Raw genomic sequence first — 19,593 nt, forward strand, 5'->3', positions numbered from 1 at the left:
TGTTTGGCAAGATTGCCTGGTATCGTTCTGTCATTCGTGAATGACCACAACGATACCCTGACGCTCCAGCTCCTGCCGAAGACCGTTAGACAGCTTGACCTTGTCCTGTTTGGACAGCTTGAAGAAATGCCAGACAACTCCGGTTACTTGACCCCCATCTCTCAGCAGCGCCGCATCCTTGGGCATTTGTTCCTTCCTGAGCTGGTTCTCGTTAAAGGTGTAGTAGGCTTGATGGGCGACTTTATTCGCATCCAATGCATCGACTACCCTTTTGGTCGAGCCATTGACAACCATGGTCTGCTCCTTTCCGTTCACCAACGTGCGCAAATAGCTGGCCGCACTCTCGTGATTGTTTATGACAGCGGCAGGATCGGGTACTGATTTGGGCTCAACCATGGTCTTTAATGCGGCGTCAGGCTTGATTTTACCCTGGATTTCTTGAATAAAGGTCCGTGTTAAGTCAATGAGTCGGATCCCCTCAACCGGATCGACCACTTGTGCCGACGCAGTCGAGGTTACCTGCTGCTGCAGCTTCCTAATCATAAATTGCGGCGAACGAAACGGCTTTTCCAGATTCACCGTCACTTCCCTTGAAATGCCGCTATTCATATAACTCATCGTGCCGCTCCAGTCTGGAGATAAACTGCGGCCCACTTTCGTCAATTTTCCTTCAGGTCCGGTATCGCTGCCTTTAGTCGCAGCAGGAAGCGTTATTTGCGCCGCTGCATTCGGGATAAGAAACCGGAAAAGATCCGACATGCTGTCGCTGTGAAGTCTCCAATATAATCCATCATTCTGATCTACGGGGTAGTCCCCTGTAATGACATCCTTCTTACTGTTATCCCAGATGAAAGCGGCGCGATCGGCAGCCACGCCTGCATTCTGAAATGCAGACGAGGTTTGATAAACATAGAGAGCGAGAAACAGCAGAGACAGCGTGCTTAGTAATATCACTGGAAGCACAAAGCTCGCCTCTATCGTAAAGCTTCCTTTCGTATCATTGACAAACCTGTACGCGTTCGCCTGTCCTGGTTTTGGAAGAATTCGTGCACCATCCTGCCTTGACTGTAATTTAAGGGCTGATTTTATCCGCATCATTCTTGATCGTGCCGGATTGATCGGTAATTTCCGCATTAGCCGAGTCAAACAGTCCTTTCACCCATTGCATGATCCACTTACGGAAAGCTATTGCTATGATGACTAGCACTGCCAAGATGAGCAATATTTCGAGTGTACCCAGCCCCTCCTCCTCGTTCCAAAATTTTCGAATTCCTTGACCTAACCCATTCATTCGCTTTACTCCTCTCCAGTTGTACAAACTCAAACTAATTCATAAGCAATATAGCCGGTGCGGCAACAACAACCATGACGACCAGAAATATTAATACCATGGGGAATACCATCTTCGAGGATGCCTCTTCGCCCAGGGTTTTGGCTAACGATTTCCTTTTTTCCCACAGTGTCGATGACAGCTCCTTCAGGGACATGACGAGCTCGTCGCCGCCTCGTTTATAATTCAATAACAATGTCGTAGTGAACAATGAAACCTCTTGAACGCCGCATCTTTTATTAAAATCCTCCATCGCTTTGCTGAAGGAGACATTCATACGGATTTCATATGCAGCAATAGCAAGCTCTGCCAGAAGAGGATTTTTGTCGATGTCCGGTTTGTTCTCTATGCAGCGCTGAAGCGCCTTCTGCACGGTTTCTCCCGCATTCACCAATAGAACGAGTTGATTCAACACCTCAGGCAGCTCCAGCAGCATCTGGCGTCTTTTTTTACGAAGCTGATTCGCTAACTCTTTGTACAGAACAAAAGGGAGAAACAGTATCAAGATAGCTCCATAACCAAGCATCTCGTTATTCTCAGCTACTACCCCAACGAGCGTACAACCGATCAACAGGAACATACTGACCGACAGGACATCGGCCGCAAAGCATTTGGTGCGGATCAAAGCCTGCTTGCTGCCATATAGTCCGATCATCTGCTGATGTACGCGTGAGATTGCATCTCCGAATCGGTCTGTCAGCCGGAGGCGATCCATCAAAGCTAAAGCAAGGGGTGCTAGCCAATAAAGCTTCAATACTTTACGATGCTCCTTCACAAAGCCGCTATATCGGGGATACGCAGTCCAGAAAATCAGCAAACCTACAACTAGCTCGATACTCAAAGCTATAAGCATCGCCATCCGGCATCACACCTTAACATCCATAATCCATTTCGTAATGGCATAGCAGCCGATCAGGATCAGTAACGCTGTAGTCATTATCAGTAGTCCTGTTCCTTGATATAACGGCTCCATATAATCCGGTGAACTAAAATTCAATAAAGCTATAACAACTAAAGGGGCGAATGTCAGCACTTTGGATTCAAATCGCTTTTGCGCCATCATGACTTGAATATCTTGTTGAATATCCAGCTTCTCTTGAATGATGGCAGCGGTTCGTCGGATCACCTGCACCAGGTTGCCGCCGGTCCTCTTGCAGGTTACGAATACGTCGGCAAACTGCTGAATATCCTCCACCTTCGCCCGATCGCTCCAATCCTTTAATGCTGCTTCAACCGTTTCTCCGTTTTCAATCCGCCGGTTTACCGTTTCCAGCTCTTTAACAATAAACGCGTTGGAATCGGGGTAGAGAAGACGCAGATCCGTCAATGCCTCCTTGAAGGCCGATTCTACCGATTTGCCCGCACCAAGAGCAGAAGATAGAGAGGAGAGCGCCTGCTTGAACTGCAGCTGAAGCTGAGCTTGACGCTTGCGGATCATTTGCTTACGCCATATAACCGGGGAATACAATCCCCCGCAGCCCAGCACCATTGCGGCGATTGCATTTTTATAAAAAATATATCCTATGATACCCAACACCAAGCTGCCGATAACTATGCAAATGCACCTTTCCGTAAGGCTCAATGAATACTCATCGTACCGGGTTAACGTCGAAGCAGCTGTATCGTCTCCTTTAGTCTTTCTATAGGCCAATGATGGCTTCCATTTCAGCTTGTGGCCATCCTTGTCCGGTAACGGATCTGTTTTCTTCTTGGCCAAGTTTTGAAAGAGTGTCAAAGCCACCCAACATAATGCCCCCGCAGCAGCGGTAAGAATGATATAACTCAAGCTCTGTCTCCTTTAATCAATTAACGTTTTCATTTATACGGCAATACCTGCCATAGCCAGTTTATCCGTATGCATTAAAGCGCTGCCTGTAGGTCTAAGCTCTCCAATGACCTTCCCGCTGGCATCCTCTCCCTGTTCTACAAATTCAAACAACCGGTTCAGCTTGACTTCCCCTCCCTCCATACCGACGATCTCGCTAATCTCCGTCACACGGCGTGAACGGTCCCGCAGCCTTTGAAGGTGAATCATGACATCGATCGCAGAACAAATCTGTTTGCGAATCACCTCAACAGGAAGAGCTGCGCCGCTAAGCACCATCGTTTCGAGTCTGCTTAGCATGTCTTCCGTTGAGTTGGCATGTCCTGTGGACAGGCTGCCGTCGTGCCCCGTGTTCATTGCCTGAAAGATTTATATATAATAGGACATGTAAAATAACAAAAAAAGAGCAGATTTATAACTGCTCCATGGTGTTTTGTTCATAATATTCTACTAAAAGTGAATTCTCATGTGTGCCAACAAAGTTCCAGTCTATTTTAATTAATTCAGGTATAATATCTACCCTTGCTTTAAATTTCTCAACTCGTGGATCAGGGAACAATACGATCTTGTTAATTATTTTTCTGAGCGATGCATTATCTAACTTTTCTAAATCGAAATTTTTTAATGCTTGAATAAAATGTGTGTACTCTAACTTAAATCTCTCTATTTCTCTATCTTGATTCGTTAGTCTCGCTAGTTCAAGTTGAAGTTCACCAATTTCTTTTGTAATAGCGTTATTCCGCTCTTCATACTCATCATCATTGATTTTACTCTTGGAGAATAGTTTGAAGTTTGCTTCACGATCAGATTTGAGATCATCTATCTTAGATTTAGCTTGATGAATTTTGAAATCAATACCTTTTGAAGAGAAATTAACTGCGATATAATGTTCTAAGTTTAATTTATGGATATCCTCATTGTCCCTATATTTAATAATTTCTTTCTTCAAATGTTCCACTAAGTGTTCTTCCATATATACATTTCTTGTTGAACAACCTATCTTTCCTAATTGATCGTTATTTCTGCACAGCCAATAGGTATAGGTTCTATAGGAATGTTTTTGGACTTTTTTTCTATGACTACCTCCACACACCCCACATTTTAGTATATTAGAAAATAAATGTGCTGAAGAATGTCTTGTATCTCCTCTTACAATTGTTCTATATATCTTAGTATCGATATTTCCTTCATCATCTATACTCTCAATTTTCGAGATTTTAATATCACCAAAATCTTCAAATCTATTTTGCTTCTCAATCTGGACAAGGTTAAAAATATCATCTTCGATTATCCTTAGCGTTTCATCGTTATATATAATTTGTTCTTCAGGGGGAACCTTAGCTATCAGGTTTTGATTAATATCAATCTTCTTAGTTCTATGCAATCGCACTTTTCCAGTGTAGATTTCATTTGCAAGGATTTTAGAAATCGCACTTCCACTCCATTTCCCACCTCTTTTTGTGGGGATTGGCGCTATTCCTTTCTCGGGGTCACCCCATAATAATTTAGCTATTGAGTTAACACCCATTGATTGATTTAAGTATAAAAAGAAGATTTTTACTACTGTTTTTGCTTCTTCTTGGTTTATTACTAATTTACCATCAATAAGATTGTAGCCATATGGTTCTCTTCCTCCCCATACGCCACGCTTATACCCTTGTTTTTTACCAAATTGGACGCTCTCACTTTTAGCTCTTGATTCTTCTTGAGCTTGTGCTGCGAATATCATTAACTTAAAATCATCTGCTCTGTTCAAAGTATTGATCTTCAGATCTTCAAAATATACTCCTATATTTAATGCCCTAAGTTTATCAATTGACTCAAGAAGGTCTTTTACATTTCGACCAAAACGACTAATGCTTTTTGTGAATATAATATCAAACTTTCCTATTTTGGCATCGCTCATCATCTGCTGAAAAGCTTTTCGATACTTAGCGGATTTTGCACCAGAAAAGCCTTCATCAACATAATAACCATCAGTTTCTTCATAAGTCCCATCTCTTTTATAAAAAGCACCAGAACTATTCATTTTCAAATAATTGTTGTCTTCAATATATCCTTTAAAAAAATCCACCTGAGATATAATCGAATTTTTCTGCTCTTCTGAGTCTGTTGATACCCGAGCATAAAATGTTGCTCTCATCTATTAACCTCACTTTATTTTAATATCTACATCTATATACTAGGACATGTCTATTATATCAATTTTATATAAAAAAACAAACCGTCGAAGACGATTTGTTTCCGATACTAAACGTTTTTTATGAGGTGTAAACTAGTCTTATTATTGCATAAGAAATCAACCTCTCATCTTCTTTATACTTGTTGATTAGTTCATCGATATGTATTTCATTCTTTTCTATGTATTCAAAAAATTCTTCTATTTTCATATTTTTTAGTATTTCTCTAAATAAATCTAGAGCACACAATGATATTTGATTAATTTTAAATTTATCTAAAAAATAACTATGAAGTTTTAAAATATCTATACTGGTCAAATAATCATGTTCTCCTCTCTGGTTTTTAAATAGTGTGTTTTTTACATTCTTTATTAATAATTTCATCTTGAATCTTCCCTTTAATTGCATTTTTCAAAATACTGCAATTACGTTTATATCTTTTGCATGTTTTACACTTGAACTCAAATTCATTTAATTCATCTTGATTATCGAAGATTCCTATGTAATCAACTGGCTGTATAAGTATCTCTACCCTTGGATTTTTTGTATCATAATATATTCTATTAGTTCTTGTTAATATAAAATTATCATCCACATATGCTATTCCATTTAAAGCATCGCTCATACATTTCGGATAATTTTGCTCATCCATATCTATCCGAGGAAAATAATAGATGCAGTCCATATAGAAATGTTTATGGCGAGTTTGCTCTATATCCCAATTTTGCTCTGACACTTGTTTTTTAGCATATTCTGAAAAGTACTCTTTGTACTCCTTCGCTTCTTTCGTGAGATATGGAACTACTATATGAACCATTTTTCCATTTTTTCTTTTTGAAACTACTCTATATCCTAAGTAATGATTTACTGACGGAGGAACTTTTGAAATTAAGTTAATCACCTTTTTAGAATCGCTCAAACGATCTCTCCTTTTTTGTTTTATGTATTTAATGATTTAGTTAATATCTCCTGCAATTTCTTGTTTAGATCCAGTTACCTCAATTAGACATCTTATATCATTACAACACACCGAGCCATAGTGATTAATGATTTCATCACCAACATATAATGTTCTCCTACATTCTGCATTAGCACATGTAGAAAATTCATCAGGTGACTCACCTTCATCATTGTATGTGAATCTATCAAGTTCCAGAAATAACACCTCCTTCCGCTGATAATCTTTCTTCATATACAAGCTTTACGTATTCGTAGAAAGTATTAAGAGTTCTTTTAACACACGATGAACGCTGACCAGAGTTTTCGGTTTTTGGTCTTACACCTCCTTTATAGACAACATGATTTTCACTTATTTTACGTTCTTTAATAAAATCATTAAGTGTTTCTTCAGATCGGAATGAAAGAGTGATTTTATCGGAATTTTCGGTTAAAAAAACCAAGTAAATCCTTGAGATTTTTCCAGTTACTTTTTTAGGTCTAGCCATTTTTTGTCCTCCTACACTTTTATTCTTTCGCTTTGTACAGTAATGTCCCCAAATTGATCTATATCAGTAATTAACATCGTAGTATGTTTAATCGGGGAATCAAAATACTTATATGGTTTAAATTGTGATCCTCTTCTGTACCCATATACCACTAATTTATTGCCGCGAGTAAACCAACTCTTCTCTAGTATTTCCTTTTTATCTCCGCTTTGTCTTGACACTTGCTTATTATAATGTGCAAATGCTCCATCATAATATTTTATCGTTACAACACCATCAGTTGTGAGTAAAGCCACTGTATGCTTATTTTTATCTCTATCCAATACAGTACCAACAATACAACATAATTTAAATCTTGGTCTCCGCTGACCTCTTGATTCATAATACCCCGTAATAATGGGCTCTTCAGGTAATGAATAAAAATCCTTAATTTCGTATTTTTCTTTGTTAACATTCGACAATTCATGTTCATTATAGTAAAAGGAGAGAGAATCCATTTCCCATTTACTAATGGTACCAGAAGCATTATTATTCCAGTCATTCATGTATAACTGTTCATTAACCATTTTCAATGTATCTTCGCTTTGTAGCCATTTTTTTACTCCGGCCATTTTTTTGTCATACTCTTTCTTAAACACTTTTTCTGAAATAATAGGCTGTTGATTTTTATAGTCCACTATACCTTCAGAGGTAAAATTGTCCATATAAAAATCGCGTGAAATATCATCTAGTATGTATAGTTTATTTTTATCTTGAGTATCATAAACTGATTTGATCACATGTTTTCTGAATTTAAACAGTCTTTTATAGCTCATATACTCTTCAGGGATAAGGTCATTTTCAATTAGCATATTGAAATTCTGCATTGTTAGTTGATCTTTAGGACTGTAAATTCTTGTAGAAATAAACTGTCTCATGATACTAACCCTATCACCAAAAGAGTCAAAGCAACCTGCCTTTATTAATTGTAATAATTGCCCTTTCTTAACGAGACCAGCATCAAACATTCTTACAAGAAAATCATCAAATGATTTAAATGGACGATGCTCTACTAAAGAAGAAGCAAGTTCATCTCCAACCCCCACAAGCCCTTTTAATCCATATGTAATTTGCCTTGCTTCAAAATCTGGCTTAAAACCAAATGATGCTTTATTGATATCAGGCAAACCAATTTTCACCCCATGCGACTGCATCATTCCAATCGCAGAGGCCACTTTACCATAATTTGTCGATTTATTTTTCTTTTCTTCTTCCTCAGAGTCATCATCAGAACCATCGTCATTACTAGCTGCATTGACTGATAATACAGCAGTATTCCAATATAGAGGATCATATTTTAGGTTTAAGTTCAATTCCTGAAGTGCAACAATCGAGTAGGCCATAGTATGCAAAATGGAGAAGGCATATCCACGCTGTCGTTCAATTTGTTTCCAAACATAGTTTAATAAATTTTCACGCGTACCTCGTTTTCTTCCGCTTTCATAAAATTCTTTTTTGCGTTCTTCGAATTCTTCTCTTGCTTGTTTTTTGGCGATTGTTTTTCTGAGTTTATTAGCATCTTTTACGCTGAAACCAGCTATTCTTTCGTCCATTGTTAGAAGCATTACAGATTCTTGTGTATCAGCAATACCATTTAGTTTAAGAAGATACTCTTCCATGATTCTAACTTCATCTTCTGAAAGACCAAATGAATTCATTTCCTCATACCACTGATTAATATCATTCTTAAACCGAACAAAAGTATCAATTGGTTGCTCCCCTCCACCTTCACTCATTAGTCTCATAAGTGAGTTAGCAGATGCCACCTCAAGTAAGTTTTTGGGTTTAACTTTTATTGCAGATTGATAACCAATTGCTGTAGAGAACTGAAATAGATCTGGTACTGTACCATCACCCAACATTTTATAAATTCTTGGATCATCTTTTTCTATAATATTTGGATGTAGGTATTTATTAAAAGTCTTTCTTAAACTACCTTGCCACTCAATTTCCTTATATTCTAATAGTAAATCAAGTTCAGTTCTTATCTTATCTAGGGCTTCAATTGTAAGGAGATCAAATTTTATGTTACCTACTGCCTGACTGTCATCTAGATTAAATTGGGTAATAGGTAATCCATTGGGAGCTTTCATCATCGCATTAGATTTATAAAATGGTTCATTAAAGACAATAACTCCACCAGCATGAATACTTCTTTTATTGATCTTACCCTCAAGTTTTAATGCTGTTTCTTTGAGATTGGGGTACTTTTCAATTTCGTTAATAAACTCTCTTACAGGTTCTCTTTCCTTTTCTTTATTACCAAAGAGACAATCGGAAATGCTCCAATTCTCCCCTCTTTCGAATGGGATAAGTCCACTAATATGTAAACCAATATCTGAATCAATCCCTAACCCGCGGCAAGCCGTTTGTATCGCAGATTTGCTACCTTCTGTTCCAAAAGTGCATACTTGTAAAACTCTTTCATCCCCAAAATATTTTTTTAATGCCTGTACAATTCTTGGACGCTTACTTCCTTCAGTATCAATATCAATATCAAGCGCACCAATATCAGGTCGGGATCGATGTAAATGTCTCCAATGTGGCATTTCTATACCATAGTCTAATGGGTTGATTTGAGTGATACCCAACAAGAAACATATTAGAAATCCACCGGAACTGCCACGACCACTACCAACAAGACTATTTCCTCCACATTCATCATCTTGCCAAATAATATCAACAATTTTAGCAGTTGTTATATAATAACTACTCATAGTTTGATTTAACTGCTGACTAATTTCCCATAGTTCACCAAGCTCAACATTTATTCGTGCTAGAACTTTATGAAAATACTCTCTAGATAATGTGTTTCTCGGTATATGCTCATCAAAACCATCTTCAATTAATTTTAATATGTAGCGATCTTGTTCATCTTTCGCAAATGCCATTTTTTTTATGTATGGATACTGCTCATATGCTGGCTTAAACAAATGTCTTATGTTAAATTCGGGCAATGATATTTTTGGAATAACAGTATCATGCTCAATTGTATAATCCTCAACCATCTCACCTATTTTGAGTGTATTTTTAAATGCCCTATCTATAGCATCTTTTTCAATATAGTTTAATCGCTCATATATCTCCTCTTTTGTTTGCAAGAATGTTGCTTCATAAAAATCATCTACTTCCCTGTCCCCATCCTTCGCATTTAAAAAAGCTTTATGTATGATTCTGTCTTCTGGGCGAAGATAATGAGTGTCGGTTGTAATAATGCACTCTAGTCCATATTGTTTTGACAACATAAGTAGTTGCTTATTACAGTAAATCTGTTCTGAAGAAAATGCAGGTTGCAGCTCTAAATAAAAATTATTTCTTCCAAAAGTGTTAATTCCCCACATTAAAAAACGGTCAATTTGCTGATCACACTCATCAATTATTTCTATTTGATTATGATATACTGCCTCTCTCTTCTTCAATAAAGCAATATTTATCTCTGATCCAAGACACGCTGTTGACGCAATAAGTTGGTTGGGATTTTTTGATACAGCTTCTTCTAATACCTTCTTCTCAATAGGAACACGAAGCATTGTGCCAGTATAAAAGCCATTCCCCCATGCCCTACTACTTAAATATCGTAAAATCTCATGACCTTTATAACTTTTAGAAAGCAAAATAAAATGAGGAAATTTCGTAACACCTGACTTATAATTATTTTTTACATCTTCAAGATCATCCACAAGATAAATTTCATTTCCTAAAATCAATTTGAAATCATCAGGTATTTTTTTATCCTTTTTCAATTGTCTAGTTATTTTAATAGCTTGAACATGCGCTGAAACACTCTCATGATCAGTTATTGCTAGACCTACATACCGTAGATCCGCTGCAGTTTTTATCAGATCTTTAACATCATTTGTACAATCCAAAAGTCTCAAATTACTGTAATCGGTATGATTATGAAGCGCAATTACGCTCAATCTTAGCTCCCCCAGTTTTATAAATTTGAAGTGATTATGTAGGTAAAACACTTTATCTATCATAACTATCAACCTTTTGTTGTGCCTACTTTCAATCCCTCAAAAAATTAAGGTGTTAAATTTTTATCAAAGAAGTATGCTCTCAAGGCCTCTCTGATAATATCACTCTTATCTACATATTCTGGTAATTCATTCATAGCCTTAATTAGATCATCATCCCTATTATCCCGAAGACGTGCTTGAATCATATGTGCTGAGCATTTTTTTGTTTTTGTTCTATGCTTCAACTTGCCTGTGTCTTTATACTCAACCCAATTTAATTCAGGGAGATCAATTTGAATATCACTTTCTTTGTATTTATGAGTGTCATTATATTCTGGCTGATATTTATTGATGTAGTAAATCTCGTAGATGCTCATTGAAACTTCACTTTCTATCTGAGCATACAAAATTGTTTCAGTACGATAGTAGCAATCAAATGGCAAGTGTCCACTTCTAGTGAAATGCTGTTTCTCTAATCTTGTAGTTAAATTCTTAGTTTTTCCAACATAAATTATTTCCTCATTTTTATCTAAAAATAAATAAATGTAATTTTTCTCGTCTATGCTAATGCACCCCTGCTAATTTATATGTATTGGGAGGTTTAACCTCCACTTGATTATAAGTTGTCTAAAAAATTATCGAACTTCTTTTCAATTTCTTCAATATCTACTTCCTTTGGGTTCAATGCAAAATCCTCAAATAAGTCATCTAGCACTACTGGTATTCTGTCTACTTGCTGCAATTGATCTTGGCGTTCAAATAAATAATAGCGTAAAGCAGTCCTAATTAAGTGGCTCTTATCTATATGTTTTGGTAAATTATCAAGTACCACTTTTAAGTCTTCATCTTTTTTTGTTCGAATGCGAACTCTTATCACTTCCATTGTCTTACACCAATCTTCTCATAACCACGTATCTGAGAAAGTTGATCAAGAATAAATTTATTTGGATGAGATATGTTTGACTCTATTTTATTTGCAGCCCCACCACCAATTAAAAAATAATCAAATTTTATATTTAAACTTTCAATCTCATTCTGAATTTGCAAAGATAGAGATCTAAAAGCTCTATTAATTAAAGGTGTTATATCCGTCCCTTCATATTCTCCAGATAACACAAAAGGATCGAGTTCATATCTAGATGGTGATTTACCAAAATACTCTTGGATGTATCTTTGTAGTAGCTTATAGGCTGAATCCACCCCCAATAGTAATGTATTTGATTCTTTCATAATTTCCATTTTATCTAATCCAAGAAGGTTCAATGTATAATACCCTAAGTCGATAACAAGAATTTTTTTCTTTGCTACTTCAGGCTTAGCCATTTTTCCATCTTCACCAAAAATATAATCAATGGCGATACCTAGTCCTTGAGGGACTATTTTAAAATTACACACCTTTGGTTTTACAAAAAACATATCGCTCAATCCATTTTTTATTTTATAGATATCTCCACCATTTATCAGTGAAAGAGTTTTTCCCATTTTATCTTTTTGTGAGAAATAGTATTTTACAGGCAGTCCAGTTACCAAGTTACATTCATGCATTCTGCAAAGTGAACCTATTGCTGTTTTTAACAATATGTCGCTGATCCATGTCTCTGTCTTATTATCATTCATTGAGAAATACTTTACATCACTTTGTCTAAGAGCAAGTTTTCCAACAAAAAAATCATCGTTAAATACAATATCGTCATCTTTAACACTTTCCTCAAAGAGTGGTTTGGTTTCTCCTAATATTGAAGGTTGTAAATAAATTTGCCTATTACTTTTCCCTTTTGTCCATCCAAATCCTAGATCAACTGTACATAATTTAACCATATGACACTCTCCCCAAAGAATATGTAGCAACACTGTGGTAAATTGTGGTACAAACTATGAGTTGATTTTAACATATATGATAATAATTGTACATATTTTATTTATAAATGATTAGTAAGGAGGGAAGCGACAACCTCCTTACTGTTCAAACAATCTATTTCCCATCTACTTTCTTACTAACATAATCAGATACTTTATAAATCTCAGAAGTGCCACCATGATGCAGCACGTGTCTTCTTTTCTTGTGCCAAGTAGTACCCTCTTTGGGGTTAGCTTGAAATTTAACACCAGTGCTTTTTGTTGTGGATATGTACGCAGGTCTATCCCAAATCATTTTCATTCTGTCTAGCTTTATTGGATCATTGATGTCTCTCCATGAGACACCAAAGAATGCTTCCCTTAATTGTTCATCAGTTGGGTTCCTAATACCTCGCACATCCATATATTTTTTTAATGTTTTAATAAACTTATTCAAATCGTAGGCATTTGGTATTGGCACTAGAACACTTGAAACTGAAGTTTGTAATTCATTTATTAAATACTGCTCATCTGCAACATTCTGAAGAAGTTGAATTCCTGTATCAACATCGAATACTCCTTGTCCAACACCAAACCTTATTATGCATGTAGTACCTACTTGAAGCCTTACATTTGTTTTTGTGTTAAAAAGAATGAAATTATATTTTAACCCAGTTGTGCCACATAGTTGACAACAACCCGAAAAACTATCGTCTGACTCATCTATTAAAGATTCAATAAGAAATTCTTGTTTTGCTTCATCAAAATCAGTAGCAAGACTACAACCCAGAATTGTCGAAACAACTTTTTTCCTTGGTGCTTTTAATTCTGCCCCTTGCTTATAACTAATCTTAATTCGCTTTGATAATTTTGAAACTTTATTACTCAGACTTCATCACTCTCCTGAAACATATGTTCTTATATTGCCTATATGCATATATTACCATATATTTCAGATCAACACAATATATTGATGTAATGTGTTGATTACAATCAACATTTTGTGCCAAAAGGAGTTCATGTCTTTTATACTATATTTTGCTGTATTATGTCTAAAGATTAACGTTTACAATATATCCCACATGTGCTATTATAATTTTTGTGGGAAAGAATCCCCATCAAGTCTCTTATGAGGAAGAACCTCTAAGAGATTTTTTATTTTCCATTAAAATATTCCTTTCATGGTGAGTCGAACTCAATAAATTTGTAAGCATTTTGGGGTATATAATAAAGTGTACTATCGTATTCGTTGCTTGCATTGATTCCTACTGCCGTTCTGTCCTCTTGAATATGGATAACATCGATTATGCTACCTTTTGGACAACCTGATTGCGGTATGGTAACCTTTAATTTTTGACTCATAACCCACCTCAAATCCCCATGAAAATGTTCTATTATTGGCAATTCATTCATCTAATGAATTCAATTATCTTCTGGCATAGATGGCATGGATGGTCTTCTACTATTCTCCTTGAATAACTTTTCAGCAATTTCGCTTAACAACTTAATTTTGTCTTCTTTTGGGATATCCATCTTATCAATCAGTTCAAATTTTGTATGTACTCGGTCTCCCCCAAATCTCTTTACAAATTTTATTTGCATTTCTATTGGGAAATTCAGATAGTAGAAGGTTGAGAACTGGTTATCACTTATTTTATCCTTATAAATTTCGGCAAGTTCAGGTTTATGTTTGATAATCTCTTTATTGTTTTCAACAAATCTTTTATGTACATCATACAAATTATTCATAGGAAGAAGTTCAAACATGTTCAATGCTTGTTCTTGTGTAATGTCTTGATAATCTTGAATCTTATAAAAGTAATATGAATTATCAATTTTCTTTTTAAGAGAGTTTAGAATCCGATTAAAATATTTATCAGTTGTGAGCAGCGGATTTTTTAAAAATAACTGCCATGGAACATAATTACTAAAGTGTCGATTTCCACTCATATTTTTGATTGTATCACCTTTGACTCCATTTATGCTTTGCCAGAAAAAACCCATATTCCTTTCAAAAATACACCCATTGCAAATGTATCGATTTCTCAAATCATCAAAAAAATGATCTACTTCTGATTCATTATATTCATAAGGCATTTTATAAGTATGAATCCAGTTCTCGTACTTGATTTCAAATAAATCCATCAGAGTAATCAGTGTATTTTTATCATCGTAGTATTTCATCAATAATTTAAACCACAGAGGAATAGTTTCTGAATACATTCCATCAATCTTAATACCAGTCTCTTTAAGGGAGGTAAAACTAAGAAATTTTTCAAAGTTTTCTTCATTGATTAGATTTTTAAACTTTTTTAATACTTCAATTTGATGAAGATTCTTGTTTAAATCCTTGCTTAGTTCTTTGTGCTCATTAGATAACCGCAGACACTTACCATTATATTCTTCATATTTTGTTTTATACCATTCATAATCTTTTTTGAAAGTACCCACCTGTCTGTCTACCTCGGATTTAACCAATGCCATTATGCCAGACTCAAGTTCATTTGGCTCATGTTCGAATGCTTCATAATCTTCATAGTTCATAACTATCACTTCTCCTTTGTTAATGAAATGATACTTTCGTAGGATATTCTAGCATGAAAATATTGACAAACCTCTACATTGTTGATACTTTAGTACTACTTATATGAAACAACTTCATGGGAGGCCAAAATGAACAAATACTCTTCATTCTTTAAAAGCTTTATTTTCACATCTCTTTTTATATTGGTTTTTGCAGGATGTGCAGAAAAACAAATCCCTAACACAAAGACAGCAGCTCCACCTGATTACTTAACTCTAAGTAACCAATACATGGTTGAAATTTCAGGGATCTTAACTTCAGCTAATCAGATTTTTAAAGATGGGAAAAGTTCTGAAAGATGGAAATCAGAGATACAATTAATGAATGCTAGAATTGATAAACTGCAAAAAAGTGTTGATGAGATGTCAGTACCAGAACAATATAAGGAATCACATACTTATCTTAAAAGGTCTGTTAAGAACCTCAAAGAATCACAGCCACTATTTCAAGATGTTATTATAGATGGAAAGGCAGGTATTGCAGTACTAGGTACATTCTTAAATATGGCATCAGAAGACGCTCAGACTTTTCAAAACAAACTAAAATTGATAAATATCAAATAATTACAATTAAACTGAGACCTTTTCGAAGGTCTTTTTCTTTTCCTATAAAATCTAGTTTTTATCACTTTTTAACGAACTATCAATTGAATATGTATTATAGTGACCATCAATAATCTCTAAACAATTAAGTTGATAACCGAAGCAGCATCCACCATCAATTCCAATTTTATCATCTTGGAACCATACTTCTGCTGAGTTTCCATTCATATTTATTGTCGGAGTGTGACCAAATATAACTTTCTTATGTGTATCTATTTTATTGTTTAAGAAAATGTCTCTAATCCATATGAAGTCGTCTTTTGGCTGCTTAGTCCAGTCTTCATAAAAAGGATTAATCCCTGCATGAACATAAATGTGTAGATCATCTTCGTAGTAATAAGGCAACGATTCAAGGAACTCAATATGTTCAGAGTAATTCTTTTTAATAAATTCTTTTGCTTGAAGATATCGATTAAACTCAAATCCATCATACTGCTCGAACCAATTCATACCACAGTAACTTTCAATAGTGTGGATTCCTCCATTATGAAGAAATAGATAATCATCTCCTCCATTAAAGATGTCAAGGAACATCTGATCATGATTTCCTCTTAATGCTACTACTCCATTTTTATCGACTAATGTCTTTACCTGTTCGATGACTTCCTTACTTTTAAATCCTCTATCTTCATAATCTCCAAGCAAGATGAGCTGATCATATGGACTGTAACCAACTTCGTTAAGCAACTTATTAAATTCATCATAACACCCATGAATATCACTAATGCACAATGTTCTTGGCAACTATACTTCACTCCCATCAAACTGAAGTTTAAATTTATTAATATCTGCAATTGTTAACTGAATACCATTTTTCTCATCAGGGAAGAATGTCTTAGTATCAATTTTAATTTCATTAGCAACTTTGTTCAAATACTCTTGCATATCCTCTATAACATACTCTGCTCTGTTGAAAGCATCTTCGTGCAATTCCTCCGTAGCATTTTCAAGGATGCTGTAAGCATCAAAACTAGCTTGAGTTGTATAAGTCCCATAAATTCTAAGACTAAGAATATCGTCGATTGTCAGATCCTCATTATCATCAAGATACCATTGAAGATATTCGGCTAATTCATCTGGAGAACAATATTTTTCAACGCGATCGATAAAGATCATCTCATATTTTTGAAGAGCTTCATCATACGTTATTTTATTAGTTCTACTCCAACTTTCTATTTCTTTTTGTTCTTGCTTATACCTTTGCTCATATCTTGATTTATCACATGTACAATAAGAATTACGCCCAAGTAACTTATCACAATGTAAACACTTCTTTTGTACGCCGAAATAACATGATGAGCAACCAACAATAGTCGTGCATTTTCCAAATTTCTTTAATTCATAAACTCCATTTGTTGTTTGTGCTAAGGGAACACCTTCTATATGAAGAGATGTTCCACTACATGTTGGGCATAGAACCTCATTATCTTCAAGTTCTCTGGTTATGTTAAACTGCAAATTTACATTTACTGTTTCTGTTCTTATATTAAGCAACTCCTTTTCTGATAAAATTCAAATTTTATTGGAAATTTACGTTAAAAAAACCTATTGTTTATAAGACATTTTCAACTTGCTTATTTGCCTCAAATTCGGTATGATTTGTTTTTGAAGAGGTGAAACCTATGCTCAAGGTTAAAATTTCAATTGAAGATGATAGTGGCAAAAAGGCCGAACTTGAGATATCTGAAGCTGATAATTTAAATAAGTTGGTTATTATTCAAAATGTCTTCAATCTATTTGGCATAGATACTGATGTACTTGATATGGTTTCTACCTTTAATAAGGCTGGAAAAGCCTATAGCACATTCTTTAATGAAGTAAAGCCTATAGAAGACTTAGAACTAAAAAAAGACCAAATAAATAAAAATGAAATTAAAGAAAAACTTATAAAAGGATTTACGGAAAATAAAGAGGAACTTGAATCTACATACCTAAATAAAAACGATACGAATGTACCTGAGTATGTAAGAACAGGAATAAAAATTAAAGATGACGGAACTGAGTTGTACAGATTAAGGTATGAGTGTAATGCCTGCTTTTATAAAACTTCGTTTTACATCTACCCTAATACAAAGTCTGTTAGGTGTATGAAATGTCAACACAGTCTAGAGGTCAAATCGGCACATCCCAAAGGATTTCCCCATCAAGATAATTTTGGTAACTTTTTTATTGCTGGTGATTTTAAAGACAGGAATGTATGGAGTTAAGCAAAGACTTAATTATTTTTTCTGTCTAATTGCTCCTCTATCCTCAAGGATGTCTTGAAAGCTTGGTGCAGCATATCTTTTTAAGTCGCCATCAATAAAATCTCTTACCTTAAGTTTAAAACTCAATCTCTCTAATGGCTTTGGTTCACGTTCCCAGAGAATAATTTCAACTTTTCCAGATTTAATTACATGTACTTCTTTCTGGTCATCAATAAGACGCACTTCAAATTCTTCATCTGTTTCATAGTCATCTTGGACTAACCTTAATGCTTCATCTTCACTGTGTGCTAACACTACATGATAATCATCTACTATGTATAGGTTTCTAGTTGGCTTAGACTTAAATTCAATAATATTATTCATTTTTAACCTTTTCCCAACGATATCTGAGTTTTATTTGCTTTCTTTATTGCTTCTTCTTCGCCTTCATGAAACCAAGTCTCATAAGATATAAGCCCACCTCTTGATAGATCGATATCTCTCATTCTATCAACGCAATTGTTTTCTTGATGATATTGAACATGATCCTTTAATCCCTGACATAATTTATTTTCATTCTCATGACAAGCCCAATTATGACCACTCTTTCTTTTCATTTGAATAATATCCCATGGTGATGGTAAGCATCCATAGTTTTGAAACTCTTCTGATGCATCTGTAAAAGCAAATGGGCAGTGATTACATCCCATTATTATTGCCTCCCTTAGTATTAAATTAAATCAGTACTTATTTATAATTGATCCTATTATCATTCCTACACACATCATCCAAAAGTACTTTTTAATAGTTAATTTTTCTTTGTTTAACTTATATATTGCCAATGCTAAAGGATAGAGTACAATCATACAAATAATCATTCCAAGAGCTGTTTGTATATAATCCTTCATATTTTCACCTAAACTACGCAGTTTTACGTTTCCTTTTTCTTTTGTCATCTTTCACTTCTATATGCATCATATTTCTCAATACTCGAATAATCTCATTATGTATTAGTGCAACATTTTGATGTGTAGTCCCCAGAACAGATGCGATTTCCCTCATTGTTTTCTTCTCATAGTACAATTGATTTAATATGTATTTTTCCCTTTCGTTGGCTACAGGTATAAACTTATTTAAAATCTCATTGATTGTAGCGGCATTTTCTATTTCCGAATACTTTTTAATACTCTGTTCATCTCCAATTAAGTCATGGTAGGTCTCTTTATTGCCCTCTTCTATGTCTAATGTCTTATCCATGCTAACTTTTTTATACTTAGAATTCTTTTGATATTTTAATGTTCTCATATGTATTCGAAGTTCATTTAAGATAGTTGTATGCAACAGTGTAACATATTTATATCCCTTATTTGGATCATACAAGTTATATGCTTTTTGAGCTCCTATAAATCCAATACTAAAAAGTTCCTCCTTGTCCATGTCCAAGTCATTCTTATACATTCGATTAACTATCTTCTTTATCAAAGGTATATTATTTATTAATAGCATCTCTTTTGCATCATTATCACCAGATTTAGCTTTAATGTATAATTCTTCATTGTTTAATGTATCGTTTCTTTTTACTTCATTCCAGATCATATGTACTC

The 19,593-nt window shown here is 34.9% G+C and carries 21 protein-coding genes and 1 pseudogene; 2 read left to right on the forward strand and 20 right to left on the reverse strand.

Annotated features, from left to right (window positions below; all coding sequences use genetic code 11):
• Window positions 1-30: 30 nt before the first annotated feature.
• The 15 genes and pseudogenes from ABEA66_RS34440 to ABEA66_RS34510 all read right to left on the reverse strand — a co-directional run bounded on the left by ABEA66_RS34440 (window position 31) and on the right by ABEA66_RS34510 (window position 15,161).
• Window positions 31-963, reverse strand: a complete 933-nt coding sequence (locus ABEA66_RS34440) for a hypothetical protein (protein ID WP_345594772.1) — start codon at window positions 961-963, stop codon at window positions 31-33.
• Between the two features lie 109 nt (window positions 964-1,072).
• Window positions 1,073-1,291, reverse strand: coding sequence for a Flp1 family type IVb pilin (locus tag ABEA66_RS34445; protein WP_079909118.1), 219 nt, complete (start codon window positions 1,289-1,291; stop codon window positions 1,073-1,075).
• Window positions 1,292-1,325: 34 nt separating this feature from the next.
• Window positions 1,326-2,189 carry a type II secretion system F family protein gene (locus tag ABEA66_RS34450; RefSeq protein ID WP_345594775.1) on the reverse strand — a complete coding sequence of 288 codons (864 nt, stop codon included), beginning with the start codon at window positions 2,187-2,189 and terminating at the stop codon, window positions 1,326-1,328.
• Between the two features lie 6 nt (window positions 2,190-2,195).
• Window positions 2,196-3,116 (reverse strand): type II secretion system F family protein, encoded by a 921-nt coding sequence (locus ABEA66_RS34455; protein WP_345594777.1) that lies wholly within the window; start codon window positions 3,114-3,116, stop codon window positions 2,196-2,198.
• A 33-nt stretch (window positions 3,117-3,149) separates the two neighbouring features.
• Window positions 3,150-3,524, reverse strand: a pseudogene (locus ABEA66_RS34460) (ATPase, T2SS/T4P/T4SS family); the annotation flags it as partial.
• Window positions 3,525-3,567: 43 nt separating this feature from the next.
• Window positions 3,568-5,298: a recombinase family protein gene (locus ABEA66_RS34465; protein ID WP_345594779.1), complete on the reverse strand. Its 1,731-nt coding sequence runs from the start codon at window positions 5,296-5,298 to the stop codon at window positions 3,568-3,570.
• A 118-nt stretch (window positions 5,299-5,416) separates the two neighbouring features.
• Window positions 5,417-5,653, reverse strand: coding sequence for a hypothetical protein (locus ABEA66_RS34470; RefSeq protein WP_345594782.1), 237 nt, complete (start codon window positions 5,651-5,653; stop codon window positions 5,417-5,419).
• 25 nt (window positions 5,654-5,678) lie between these two features.
• Complete coding sequence (locus ABEA66_RS34475) at window positions 5,679-6,254, reverse strand: RusA family crossover junction endodeoxyribonuclease (RefSeq protein ID WP_345594784.1); 576 nt, start codon at window positions 6,252-6,254, stop codon at window positions 5,679-5,681.
• 226 nt (window positions 6,255-6,480) lie between these two features.
• Complete coding sequence (locus ABEA66_RS34480) at window positions 6,481-6,780, reverse strand: hypothetical protein (protein ID WP_345594786.1); 300 nt, start codon at window positions 6,778-6,780, stop codon at window positions 6,481-6,483.
• An 11-nt stretch (window positions 6,781-6,791) separates the two neighbouring features.
• Window positions 6,792-10,739, reverse strand: a complete 3,948-nt coding sequence (locus ABEA66_RS34485; RefSeq protein WP_345594789.1) for a PHP domain-containing protein — start codon at window positions 10,737-10,739, stop codon at window positions 6,792-6,794.
• A 107-nt stretch (window positions 10,740-10,846) separates the two neighbouring features.
• Complete coding sequence (locus tag ABEA66_RS34490; RefSeq protein WP_345595210.1) at window positions 10,847-11,350, reverse strand: GIY-YIG nuclease family protein; 504 nt, start codon at window positions 11,348-11,350, stop codon at window positions 10,847-10,849.
• A gap of 47 nt (window positions 11,351-11,397) precedes the next feature.
• Window positions 11,398-11,664: a hypothetical protein gene (locus ABEA66_RS34495; RefSeq protein ID WP_345594791.1), complete on the reverse strand. Its 267-nt coding sequence runs from the start codon at window positions 11,662-11,664 to the stop codon at window positions 11,398-11,400.
• A complete protein-coding gene (locus ABEA66_RS34500) occupies window positions 11,655-12,599 on the reverse strand; it encodes a ParM/StbA family protein (RefSeq protein WP_345594793.1) in 945 nt (314 codons plus the stop codon). Before ABEA66_RS34500 ends, ABEA66_RS34495 begins: the two co-directional genes overlap by 10 nt.
• A 154-nt stretch (window positions 12,600-12,753) precedes the next feature.
• Entirely contained in the window at window positions 12,754-13,074 is a 321-nt protein-coding gene (locus tag ABEA66_RS34505; protein WP_345594795.1) for a hypothetical protein, read from the reverse strand.
• Between the two features lie 965 nt (window positions 13,075-14,039).
• Complete coding sequence (locus ABEA66_RS34510) at window positions 14,040-15,161, reverse strand: hypothetical protein (RefSeq protein ID WP_345594797.1); 1,122 nt, start codon at window positions 15,159-15,161, stop codon at window positions 14,040-14,042.
• Between the two features lie 129 nt (window positions 15,162-15,290).
• Here ABEA66_RS34510 and ABEA66_RS34515 point away from each other — a divergent pair, with 129 nt between their 5' ends.
• Window positions 15,291-15,764 carry a hypothetical protein gene (locus ABEA66_RS34515; RefSeq protein ID WP_345594799.1) on the forward strand — a complete coding sequence of 158 codons (474 nt, stop codon included), beginning with the start codon at window positions 15,291-15,293 and terminating at the stop codon, window positions 15,762-15,764.
• A gap of 51 nt (window positions 15,765-15,815) precedes the next feature.
• Here ABEA66_RS34515 and ABEA66_RS34520 read toward each other — a convergent pair whose 3' ends face one another.
• Both ABEA66_RS34520 and ABEA66_RS34525 read right to left on the reverse strand, forming a co-directional pair.
• Complete coding sequence (locus ABEA66_RS34520; RefSeq protein WP_345594801.1) at window positions 15,816-16,547, reverse strand: metallophosphoesterase family protein; 732 nt, start codon at window positions 16,545-16,547, stop codon at window positions 15,816-15,818.
• Window positions 16,548-17,297: a hypothetical protein gene (locus ABEA66_RS34525; protein ID WP_345594803.1), complete on the reverse strand. Its 750-nt coding sequence runs from the start codon at window positions 17,295-17,297 to the stop codon at window positions 16,548-16,550.
• Window positions 17,298-17,425: 128 nt separating this feature from the next.
• Here ABEA66_RS34525 and ABEA66_RS34530 point away from each other — a divergent pair, with 128 nt between their 5' ends.
• Window positions 17,426-18,010: a hypothetical protein gene (locus ABEA66_RS34530; RefSeq protein WP_345594805.1), complete on the forward strand. Its 585-nt coding sequence runs from the start codon at window positions 17,426-17,428 to the stop codon at window positions 18,008-18,010.
• Between the two features lie 12 nt (window positions 18,011-18,022).
• Here ABEA66_RS34530 and ABEA66_RS34535 read toward each other — a convergent pair whose 3' ends face one another.
• The 3 genes from ABEA66_RS34535 to ABEA66_RS34545 form a co-directional block, all read right to left on the reverse strand.
• On the reverse strand, window positions 18,023-18,373 hold the full coding sequence (locus tag ABEA66_RS34535) for a hypothetical protein (RefSeq protein ID WP_345594807.1): 351 nt from the start codon (window positions 18,371-18,373) through the stop codon (window positions 18,023-18,025).
• Between the two features lie 2 nt (window positions 18,374-18,375).
• Entirely contained in the window at window positions 18,376-18,699 is a 324-nt protein-coding gene (locus tag ABEA66_RS34540) for a hypothetical protein (RefSeq protein WP_345594809.1), read from the reverse strand.
• Between the two features lie 211 nt (window positions 18,700-18,910).
• The gene (locus ABEA66_RS34545) at window positions 18,911-19,585 is read right to left on the reverse strand and encodes a sigma-70 family RNA polymerase sigma factor (RefSeq protein ID WP_345594811.1); all 675 of its coding nucleotides are present in this window, start codon (window positions 19,583-19,585) and stop codon (window positions 18,911-18,913) included.
• Between the last annotated feature and the right edge of the window lie 8 nt (window positions 19,586-19,593).

The organism is Paenibacillus vulneris (genome assembly GCF_039543185.1).
Lineage (GTDB): Bacteria > Bacillota > Bacilli > Paenibacillales > NBRC-103111 > Paenibacillus_S > Paenibacillus_S vulneris.

Bases quoted from the DNA above. Each gene is read 5' to 3' on its own strand.
- ABEA66_RS34535 (WP_345594807.1), bottom strand. From the start codon at position 18,373: ATGAATAATATTATTGAATTTAAGTCTAAGCCAACTAGAAACCTATAC.
- ABEA66_RS34530 (WP_345594805.1), top strand. From the start codon at position 17,426: ATGCTCAAGGTTAAAATTTCAATTGAAGATGATAGTGGCAAAAAGGCC.
- ABEA66_RS34510 (WP_345594797.1), bottom strand. From the start codon at position 15,161: ATGAACTATGAAGATTATGAAGCATTCGAACATGAGCCAAATGAACTT.
- ABEA66_RS34545 (WP_345594811.1), bottom strand. From the start codon at position 19,585: ATGATCTGGAATGAAGTAAAAAGAAACGATACATTAAACAATGAAGAA.
- ABEA66_RS34465 (WP_345594779.1), bottom strand. From the start codon at position 5,298: ATGAGAGCAACATTTTATGCTCGGGTATCAACAGACTCAGAAGAGCAG.
- ABEA66_RS34450 (WP_345594775.1), bottom strand. From the start codon at position 2,189: ATGGCGATGCTTATAGCTTTGAGTATCGAGCTAGTTGTAGGTTTGCTG.
- ABEA66_RS34540 (WP_345594809.1), bottom strand. From the start codon at position 18,699: ATGGGATGTAATCACTGCCCATTTGCTTTTACAGATGCATCAGAAGAG.
- ABEA66_RS34500 (WP_345594793.1), bottom strand. From the start codon at position 12,599: ATGGTTAAATTATGTACAGTTGATCTAGGATTTGGATGGACAAAAGGG.
- ABEA66_RS34480 (WP_345594786.1), bottom strand. From the start codon at position 6,780: ATGGCTAGACCTAAAAAAGTAACTGGAAAAATCTCAAGGATTTACTTG.
- ABEA66_RS34495 (WP_345594791.1), bottom strand. From the start codon at position 11,664: ATGGAAGTGATAAGAGTTCGCATTCGAACAAAAAAAGATGAAGACTTA.
- ABEA66_RS34515 (WP_345594799.1), top strand. From the start codon at position 15,291: ATGAACAAATACTCTTCATTCTTTAAAAGCTTTATTTTCACATCTCTT.
- ABEA66_RS34445 (WP_079909118.1), bottom strand. From the start codon at position 1,291: ATGAATGGGTTAGGTCAAGGAATTCGAAAATTTTGGAACGAGGAGGAG.